Origin of the sequence: Streptomyces sp. DH12, from assembly GCF_020873895.1 — a bacterium.
Classification (GTDB): Bacteria; Actinomycetota; Actinomycetes; order Streptomycetales; family Streptomycetaceae; genus Streptomyces.
This window is the reverse complement of record NZ_JAHWGT010000493.1, coordinates 1-592: the sequence shown is the minus strand read 5'-3', so window position 1 is coordinate 592 and position 592 is coordinate 1. Positions and strand designations below refer to the sequence as shown.

1 protein-coding gene and 1 pseudogene are annotated in these 592 nt (G+C 71.5%); both read left to right on the top strand.

Translation table 11 applies throughout. From position 1 onward, the window contains the following. A pseudogene (locus tag LPA54_RS35370) lies at positions 1-225 on the top strand (hypothetical protein); the annotation flags it as partial. 4 nt (positions 226-229) lie between these two features. Beyond that, a partial coding sequence (locus LPA54_RS35365) for a caspase family protein (protein WP_228984682.1) occupies positions 230-592 on the top strand: 363 nt, incomplete at its 3' end.

The following is a 592-nucleotide window of genomic DNA, read 5'->3' as shown; positions in this document are numbered from 1 at the left end:
CTGCGGATCCGCGAGCGGCCGGCCGCCGATCACGACGGCGCCCCGATGGGGACGAGTCAGGAGATCGTCATCGCCGTCACGTCGGCGGGCGCCACCGTGGTGTTCCAGGAACTGCTGGAGCGGGTCAAGCGCGGTGTGGTGGCCTGGCGGGACAACCGCCGCGAGGTCGAGAACGGCGAACCGCCGCAGGGCCGAGTCGAACCGGTGAACCGCGACGACAGGTAGGCCGGTGCAGCCTGAGGACGCGGGGGAGCCGATGGACCGGGCGCTGCTGATCGGTGTGTCCGACTACCGCTTCACGAAACGGCCGCACGGGGTGCCGGGCAAGCTGCCGGCCGTCGAGCACAACGTGCCCGTGCTGCACGAGGCGCTGGTGCGTGCGGGGGTGTTCGCCGACGAGGAGATCGTGTCCCTGCAGTCGCCCGACTTCGCCGAGGCGGCACGGGAGCTGCAACGGGTCGCCAGGGAGGCCCGCGGGCTGCTGCTGGTCTACTTCGCCGGACACGGCGCGATCCCCAGCGGGGGCGACGAGTTGTATCTGCAGCTGCGTGACGCCCAGGTGTTCGCCGGCGAGCACACGGTGTTCAACGGC